This window comes from Methylobacterium frigidaeris (assembly GCF_022179185.1).
In the GTDB taxonomy this organism is placed as follows: Bacteria; Pseudomonadota; Alphaproteobacteria; order Rhizobiales; family Beijerinckiaceae; genus Methylobacterium; species Methylobacterium frigidaeris.
On record NZ_BPQJ01000061.1, the window covers coordinates 24,691 to 33,094 of the forward strand.

An 8,404-nucleotide genomic window follows, 5' to 3' on the forward strand; every position below is an offset into this window, starting at 1 on the left:
CTTGTGGGCTGGATACGGATGGGTACGGTATCGGCAACGGGCAGGATCTAACGCACCCGGACGAGGGAGAGACCGACAGGAGGCCCGCCGCTAGGCGGGGCCGCCCCTCGTCCGGCGCGGGATGGAACCGCCCGATCGCGATGCTGATCGACGAGAGACCCATGCAGAGCACGACCCGGGCGAATCGCACCTCGCGCATCGCCGGCTTCCACAAGAAGACCCCGCGCGAGCGCCTCGACCTCGTTGCCGCCTTCGCCGACCTCTCCGCGTCCGAGGTCGCGCATCTCGCCGAGTTCGGCAACCTCGCACCCGATCTCGCCGACCGGCTGATCGAGAACGTCGTCGGCACGATGAACGTACCGGTCGGCATCGCCACCAACATGCGGATCGATGGCGAGGATGTACTGATCCCGATGGCGACCGAGGAATCCTCGGTGGTGGCCGCGGTCTGCAACGCGGCGCGCCAGGTCTACGAGGACGGCTTCACCACCTCGGTCTCCGGCAACCTGATGATCGCCCAGGTGCAGGTCGTCGGGGTGAGCGACCCGTACGCGGCGCGCCTGCGCATCCTGGAGCAGCGCGAGGCGCTGCGTGCGCTCTGCGACGCCTGCGACCCGGTGCTGGTACGCCTCGGCGGGGGCCTGCGCGATGTCGAGGTGCGGGTGCTCGACACGTTGGGCGGCCCGATGGTGGTGACGCACCTCATCGTCGACACCCGCGACGCGATGGGGGCGAACGCCGTCAACACCATGGCGGAAGCGGTGGCGCCCCACATCGCCGGCTGGAGCGGCGGCCGTGTCTACCTGCGCATCCTCTCGAACCTCGCCGACCGGCGGCTTGCCCGGGCGCACGCGGTCTGGCGCACCGACGCGATCGGCGGGCCGGAGGTGCGCGACGGCATCGTCAGCGCCTACCACCTCGCCGAGGCCGACCCCTACCGCGCCGCGACCCACAACAAGGGGATCATGAACGGCATCGACGCCGTGGTGCTCGCCACCGGCAACGACACGCGGGCGATCGAGGCCGGGGCGCACGCCTACGCGGCGCGCTCGGGCCGCTACACCTCCCTAACCCGCTACGAGGTCACGGCGTCCGGGGATCTGAGCGCCTCGATCGAGCTGCCGCTCGCCGTCGGCCTCGTCGGCGGGGCGACGAAGCTCCACCCGACCGCGCAGGCCTGCCTCAAGATCCTCGGCGCGACGACCGCCGAGCGCCTGGCGCGGATCATCGCGGCGGTGGGGCTCGCCCAGAACTTCTCCGCCCTCAAGGCGCTCGCCACCACCGGCATCCAGAAGGGCCACATGGCGCTGCACGCCCAGAACATCGCCATGATGGCCGGCGCGGTCGGCGAGGAGATCGAGGCGGTGGCCCAAGTGCTGGTGGATCGGCGGCTGGTGCGCCTCGACGTGGCGCAGGAGGTTCTGGGGGAGATCCGCGGGGGGTGAGGGATGAACGAGCCGCCTCCCGCTTTGCCAACCGTTCCGCGACCTCATCCCGAGGTGTGGAGCGATTGAAGATCGCGGAGCCTCGAAGGACGGCTCCAAGGAGCGCCGAGTATTCTGGAGCCCTCCTTCGAGGCTCGTTTCACTCGCACCTCAGGATGAGGTCGCGAGTGGGATGAAACAGCGCTCGCCAACATTGCAACAGCAAGCTGAACGATCGCCGAGCCAACGGCCGATCACCAACCGAACGGGAGGACCATCATGCCGAAACTCACCCGAACCACCCGCCTCGCCACCCGCTTCCTCGCCGGCGTCGCCTTGCTGTTCGCCGCCAGTACCGCCCGCGCCGAGATTGCCACCGTGAAGCTCGGCGTGCTCACCGATCTGAGCGGCTTTGCCGCCGATTCCACCGGTGAAGGCTCGGTCGTCGCGGCCCGGCTCGCGGTCGAGGACTTTCGCAAGGAGCGGCCGGCGATCAAGGTCGAGGTGATCCAGTCCGACCACCAGAACAAGCCCGATATCGGCTCGGCCACCGCCCGGCGCTGGATCGCCGAGGGGCAGGTTGACGCGATCCTCGACGTGCCGTTCTCCTCGGTCGCGCTCGCCGTGCAGGAGGTGGTGCGCGATTCGAAGGCCGCCTTCATTGCGTCCGGCCCCGGCACCTCGGACCTCACCGGCCCGAAATGCTCGGCCAACACCGTGCATTGGACCTACGACACCTGGGCGCTCGCCCACGGTACGGCGCTCGCGCTGGTACGCGCCGGCAAGACCCGGTGGTTCTTCCTCACTGCCGACTACGCCTTCGGCCACGCGCTGGAGGCCGATGCAGCGAGCGTGGTCAAGCAGGAGGGCGGCCAAGTGGTGGGCAACGTGCGCCACCCGACGGCTGCCGCGGATTTCTCGTCGTTCCTGCTCCAGGCGCAAGGCAGCCGCGCCCAGGTGATCGCGCTCGCCAACGCTGTCGGCGACACGGTCAACTCGGTCAAGCAGGCGGCCGAGTTCGGCATCACTGGCGGCGGCCAGGATCTCGCGGCGCTGCTGATGCAACTCTCCGACGTGCACGCCATCGGCCTCAAGGACGCGCAGGGGCTCTACCTGACGGAGGGGTTCTACTGGGACGCCAATCCCGGCACGCGTGCCTTCGCCGACCGCTTCGCCGCCCAGATGAAGGGCCGCCGGCCGACCGCCAACCAGGCCGGCGTCTATGCCGGTGCCCTTGCCTATCTGCGCGCGACCGCCGCCGCAGACAGCACCGACGGGCGCACGGTCGTCGCCCGGATGAAGGCCGGGCCGACCAACGACCCGCTCTTCGGCGAAGGCCAGGTGCGCCAGGACGGCCGGCACGTCCATCCAATGTACCTGTTCCAGGTGAAGACCCCTGCCGAGTCGAAGGAACCGTTCGACTACTACAAGCTCGTCCAGACGATCCCCGCCGCCGAGGCGTTCCGCCCTCTATCCGAGGGGCGCTGCCCGCTGGTGAAGGCGCCGTGACCCGCCCCTCGCAAGTGAGGATCGTCGAGGTCGGCCCGCGCGACGGGCTGCAGAACGAGCCCGTCACGCTCCCGGTCGCAGTGAGGGCCAGCCTGATCGAGCGCCTGCTCGCCGCGGGCCTTACATCGATCGAGGTCGGCAGCTTCGTCTCGCCCCGCTGGGTGCCGCAGATGGCAGACACCGCCGCGGTGATGGCCCGGCTGCCGCCGAACCCGGGCGGGTGCTACACCGTGCTGGTGCCGAACCTCCAGGGGTTCGAGGCAGCGCGAGCGGCCGGCGCGGGCGAGGTCGCGGTCTTCGCCGCCGCCTCCGAGGCGTTCTCGCGGGCCAACATCAACTGCTCGATCGACGAGAGCCTCGCGCGCTTCGCCCCCGTCGCCGCGGCGGCTCGCGCCGCCGGGATCCCGTTGCGCGGCTACGTCTCCTGCGTCCTCGGATGCCCCTACGAGGGGGCGGTGGCGCCAGGGGCCGTCGCTGAGGTGGCCCGCCGGCTCGTCGCGCTCGGCTGCCGCGAGGTCTCGCTCGGCGACACGATCGGGGCCGGTACGCCAGAGCGGGCCCGGGCCTGCGTCGAGGCGGTGGCGCTCGTCGTGCCGCCGGAGCGGCTCGCCTTGCATTTCCATGACACGCAGGGGCTTGCGCTCGCCAACATCCGGGCCTGCCTCGATCTCGGGGTCAGCGTCGTCGATGCCGCCGTCGCGGGGCTCGGTGGCTGCCCCTACGCCGCCGGGGCCACCGGCAACGTCGCCACAGAAGCTGTGGTGGCTGATTTCGCGCGCCTCGGCATTGCGACCGGAATCGACCCCGCGCGCCTCACCGAGGCCGGCCGCTTCGTCACGCGGGCGCTCGCCCGGGCCCGCGCCGCGCCAGCATCCGGGTGAGATCCGCTCACCCCGCCGCAGGCTGGCCGATCGACGACCGTGATCGGCAATCCCTCGTAGCGGGCCTTCAGCTGCAGGGCGGAGGTCGCGCGAGAAAGGGCGCGATTGCTGCAGGTCGCAGCCGTGGAACCACAGCTCGGGCTGCGCGGTCGGGGTCCAAATGTAGCGCAACTCGCCGTGCCATGGGCCGGGGTCCCGCGCCGTGCCCGAGCCGATTCCCCAGCACGGGTCGACCCGCGCGGCGACCTCGGGCCCGATCGGCTACGATCCCGGGCATGTGCAACCTCTACAGCTCTGCCCGCTCCCAGGACGAGATCCGGCACACCTTCGCGATCGACCGCGACGAGGCCGGCAATCTGCCGCCGCTGCCCGGCATCTTCCCTGACCAGATGTCACCCGTCATCCTCGCTGCCGACGGCAAGCGGGTGCTGACAATGATGCGCTGGGGCTTCCCACCACCGCCGAAGGTTTGGCACGCAGCCAGTCACCAACGTGCGCAACGTCGCATCGCCGTACTGGCGGCCCTGGCTTAAGCCCGCGCATCGCTGCCTGGTGCCGATCACCTCGTTCAGCGAGTACGCCAGTACGAAGCCCCGCAAGACGCCGGTGTGGTTCGCCCTCGACGAGAGCCGGCCGCTCTTCGCCTTTGCGGGGATCTGGCGACCCTTGACGGGCGTCCGCGAGCCGAAACGGGAAGAGCCCTTACCGGAGGAGCATCGGCTGTTCTCGTTCCTGACGACGGAGGCGAATGGCGTCGTCGGGCCCGTGCACCCGAAGGCGATGCCCGTACTTCTCACGACAGCGGACGATGGGCGCACTTGGCTCGAAGCCCCAGCCGAGGAGGCATTGCAGCTGCAGCGGCCGCTCTCAGACGAGATGATGGCCGAAGTGGCGCGCGGCATGCGCCAGGATGGGATCTGAAGGGCAGGCGACTGGTCATCGGCAGGGATGAACCCTCGCTCCTTCTCGCGCGCCATTCGATCTAGCTGGCCTCATGAGGATTAGTTGAAGCCAGTATTCTCCCACGAGGGACAGCCCGGGGTGCTTAGCCGCCAGCTCGCGCTACTACTCTGCCGACCGGGTACTCACGTTCTGGAACGGAGCAGTTGGGCGCAGCACCCTCTCCGAGTGAGCCTGAGCATTCCTGTCGGCAGTTGACCCAGCTTTCAGGCCCCACCAATAGGTTCTGTCACCTTCCCGGTTCCAGCGCATTCCGGACAAGGCTCATTGTGGATCTTGCCAGTGCCGTTGCAGCTTCGGCACAGGTTCTCACCCGTGCCTGGTGTGCCAGGTGCTGCCTTGTCTCCGGGTTTAGCGGGGTCAGTGGTCGTCATTGTGTCTGCCTCCCGAATGCTGTCAAACGATTACAGGCTGGGATCGGGTACCACTCCCTGCTCCTTTTCGGATGACGGAGCCGGTCCAGCCTCCGAGAGGGCGTCCTCACCCTGTTTGTGGGTGTCGTGCTCTCGTTTCTTACTGCCGGACAGGGCGGCCGCCTCCGGCCCCCTGCTCACGTCTGGCTGGTACCCTCCTGATCTCCGGGTAGTTGCCTCATCCGCCATGGCGCTCTCCGGTTCTCAAGCAATTACGAATGCCGTCCACGCCACCAACTCGCCGGCGGTTCGACAGTTCGAGATGTCCCGTGGCTCCTCCAGCCATCAAACGCACGTCAGCTAATGCGTGCGTCAGGGCGCATAACCTCGAGAGAGCGTCGGATGTCTCGCGGAAGTGGCGTTCGTTGAGCCTGAGGGGCGCTCGATACCATTCATGCATCGGTGGCCAGACGTCGTCGGGCAGATGAGCAATCCGGATTCCGGCGGGCCAGCCACCTGCTGACATGCATTGCCGGTGTACGATGGTTGAATATTAGCTCGGAGAGAATTGTAGGAACGGTGAGAATGCGCGTACATGAGCTCGATGGCGTGGAGTTCGTCGACCTAGCCAACGCCATTCCGTTCTGAACGCGGTTTAAACGGAGAGGTTCAATGAACAATAATGCTGACGCCCTCCCGCATGATGTCTCGCTTACCGCCGACATCGTGTCCGCTTACGTGGCCAATAACAGCGTGACAGCCCACGACCTGCCAACGCTCATCGCATCCACGCACGCGGCGCTAACGCGGCTCGGAGCACCGGCGGATCCGGAGCCCGTGAAGCTCGAGCCGCCGGTACCGATCCGGAGAACCGTCACACCGGACCACATCATCAGCCTGGAGGACGGGCGGCCCTACAAGACGCTCAAGCGCCACCTCGCTGGCCGCGGGCTCACCCCCGAGCAGTACCGTCAGAAGTGGGGCCTGCCGCCGACATACCCCATGGTCGCCGAGCGGTACGCGGCGCAGCGCTCCGAACTCGCCAAAAGCTCGGGCCTTGGCCAATCGCGCGCCCGAGCCGCAGCTGCCAATGCCTCGCGCGACGCTACGGTCAGCAACAAGCCGGCCCGACGGCGCAAGGCCAGCGCGAGCGAGTAGAGGACAGAAGGCGTCTTCGCGCGTGCTTCGCCCGGGACGACGATCCTAGGCGCTGTGTGGCGGCGGCCTGCGGGGCGAGGTGGGCCGACCTGACGCATCTCGAACTGCCATCGGCTCACGCCCGTTCCGACGGGCGATCAGCTGCACGGGCTCCGACGCCTCAGCTCGTGGACGTCGCTATCCGAGCGTCTTGCTCTTGATGAAGCTGAATGCACTCGAGACCGCTGAGCTCGCACTTTCGACCGCGTCCGAAGCCGCCTCGATGGCTCGGGCGCTGATCCCCGGTTCTTCCGGCGTGAGCGGAATCGGTTGATTTGTCAGTCGTGGTGCCGCGAGTTGGATTACCCGGCGGTCATTCTCCATCAGCGCTGCAACACCGACGTCCGTCATCGCCACGAACGAGGCGCCATCTGCGAACCGAACTTCCAGGACGGCCTTCTGGCGCGGGCCGCCATCCAACGCGCTCAAGCCTGCCCCGACAGCGGTCGCAGCAAGGCTCAGGGGCGTCGAGAGATCGAGCTGGGCTGCCAGCGCCAAGCCACCCTTGAGGCCGCCGACAATCTGGCCCGCCTTGCTCTGCTCGTCGGTGACGCCGCCATGCAGCACGACGGCTGTGACGGTCTCTGCACCGCGCTTCAATCCATCCGGCGGGATGAACAGCCCATTGTCGTACTCCCCGGAGCCGCGGCCGCACTCACCTGCAATGATCGTTAGCTCGGCCATCTGGCAGCCCATCTCAGAGCATCATCTCTTGATCCGCCATATGACTGTTTGCTCAGCCAGGACAGGGTATGACCGCTTTGCGGGTAGGTGGCTTCGCAGCTGATGATGCTCAGCCGCAACAGCATCGCGACGCAGGTCGTGCGGCGCTGCCCACAACCGCGTTCAGCCGCCCGGCGTCCAATCGATCTTCGGCTTCTGCGACAGGATTCGCTCGAAGTAGTCAGCCACCGCTTGCGCCCCGTTCGCATGCATCATCGCCACCGGGTGGGCGAGCCAGGCTCGCGCCAAGTCGAGCGGGATCTCGCCGACCTTGAGCGCGCCGAGCACCGCGTCGATGAAGGCGTCGTTGGCCTCGTTGAAGCCGGACGAGAGCTTCTTGCGGTCGTTGAGCGCCTTGATCGGCATCGCGCGGGTTGTCCCTCTTGCGGGCTGTTCAGCCCTATGACGAGGGCGCCCGCGCTGAGCGATAGGCAATCAGGTGCCATTCGGCCACCTCGAAGCTGGTGTGTAGCGCGCACCCTCCGTCACTCGTTCGCCTCCACGGCCGGAGATCTTGGCTACAGCGACAGCACCATCCGGGCGATGCTCGGACACGTTGGTGGGACGATCACCAGCCGGTACGTGCATCACCTCGATGCGGTGTTGATTACTGCGGCGGATCGGGTAGTGACTGGGATCAATTCACACTTGAATATTTACTCTCCTGACGCAAATGCATACCGCTCAATTTGTTTTTAAATTGACTTTACCAGGTATTTATGCCAGAATATATTTACTACTACGCTGAATTTCAGTAGTCCGCGATAAAAATAATTCCAAGCGCCCTCATTAAAGCTTATCTTTAAATACTGGTCATTTGATCCCTCGATCTCAAAGCGAGGAGGAGCGCCTCGATACATATCCATGATCTGTGGAGCTGAGGCATGAACGTAACCAGACTATGCAGAGTGCAGTGTTCGAGATAATGCATCGGCAGTTGATGGATCTTTTACGGACTGCGCACGATTTATATATTCGCGAAAAATATATCTTCTCCAATTTTATCAATGGTCCTCTGGATGACGCCTTGCTCCTGATAGAATCCTGCACTTAAAAAAATTCAATTGCTCTAAGGCCACTGCAATATCGAGCGAGTTTTGATATAAGTGCTTGTTCCGGAAGTTTTTAATGAAATCTCTGTGCGTACCCCGACCGCAATTCTCGTTCCCTTCGGGGGTGGAACCATTCTCTCAAGTATTCTAAAAGCTGAATCAATGATATCTAGTGCCAGCGCTCGAAGATGCTGGCGGCCCCGAATGGACATATCCGTCTTCCCCACGAGGTCTTGGTGGCTGCAAAGCCTTGGTCAGCCCCCATCGGAGTGGTCCGCCCTGAAGTATGGCTTTGAGCCGACGGA

General features: G+C 65.8%; 6 protein-coding genes and 1 pseudogene. 5 read left to right on the forward strand and 2 right to left on the reverse strand.

Annotated features, from left to right (window positions below; genetic code table 11):
• The first annotated feature begins 161 nt into the window (after positions 1-161).
• The 5 genes and pseudogenes from MFF64_RS32835 to MFF64_RS32860 all read left to right on the forward strand — a co-directional run bounded on the left by MFF64_RS32835 (position 162) and on the right by MFF64_RS32860 (position 6,285).
• Entirely contained in the window at positions 162-1,445 is a 1,284-nt protein-coding gene (locus tag MFF64_RS32835) for a hydroxymethylglutaryl-CoA reductase, degradative (RefSeq protein ID WP_099907737.1), read from the forward strand.
• Between the two features lie 258 nt (positions 1,446-1,703).
• Entirely contained in the window at positions 1,704-2,933 is a 1,230-nt protein-coding gene (locus tag MFF64_RS32840) for an ABC transporter substrate-binding protein (protein WP_099907729.1), read from the forward strand.
• On the forward strand, positions 2,930-3,814 hold the full coding sequence (locus MFF64_RS32845) for a hydroxymethylglutaryl-CoA lyase (protein WP_099907727.1): 885 nt from the start codon (positions 2,930-2,932) through the stop codon (positions 3,812-3,814). The genes MFF64_RS32840 and MFF64_RS32845 overlap by 4 nt, the downstream gene beginning before the upstream one ends.
• Before the next feature lie 275 nt (positions 3,815-4,089).
• Positions 4,090-4,735: pseudogene (locus tag MFF64_RS32855) on the forward strand (SOS response-associated peptidase).
• A gap of 1,064 nt (positions 4,736-5,799) precedes the next feature.
• On the forward strand, positions 5,800-6,285 hold the full coding sequence (locus MFF64_RS32860; RefSeq protein WP_099901011.1) for a Ros/MucR family transcriptional regulator: 486 nt from the start codon (positions 5,800-5,802) through the stop codon (positions 6,283-6,285).
• Positions 6,286-6,462: 177 nt separating this feature from the next.
• Here MFF64_RS32860 and MFF64_RS32865 read toward each other — a convergent pair whose 3' ends face one another.
• Together MFF64_RS32865 and MFF64_RS32870 are read right to left on the reverse strand one after the other, a co-directional pair.
• Entirely contained in the window at positions 6,463-7,008 is a 546-nt protein-coding gene (locus MFF64_RS32865; protein ID WP_238193431.1) for a hypothetical protein, read from the reverse strand.
• A gap of 162 nt (positions 7,009-7,170) precedes the next feature.
• Positions 7,171-7,413, reverse strand: coding sequence for a hypothetical protein (locus MFF64_RS32870; protein ID WP_099901326.1), 243 nt, complete (start codon positions 7,411-7,413; stop codon positions 7,171-7,173).
• Positions 7,414-8,404 lie beyond the last annotated feature (991 nt).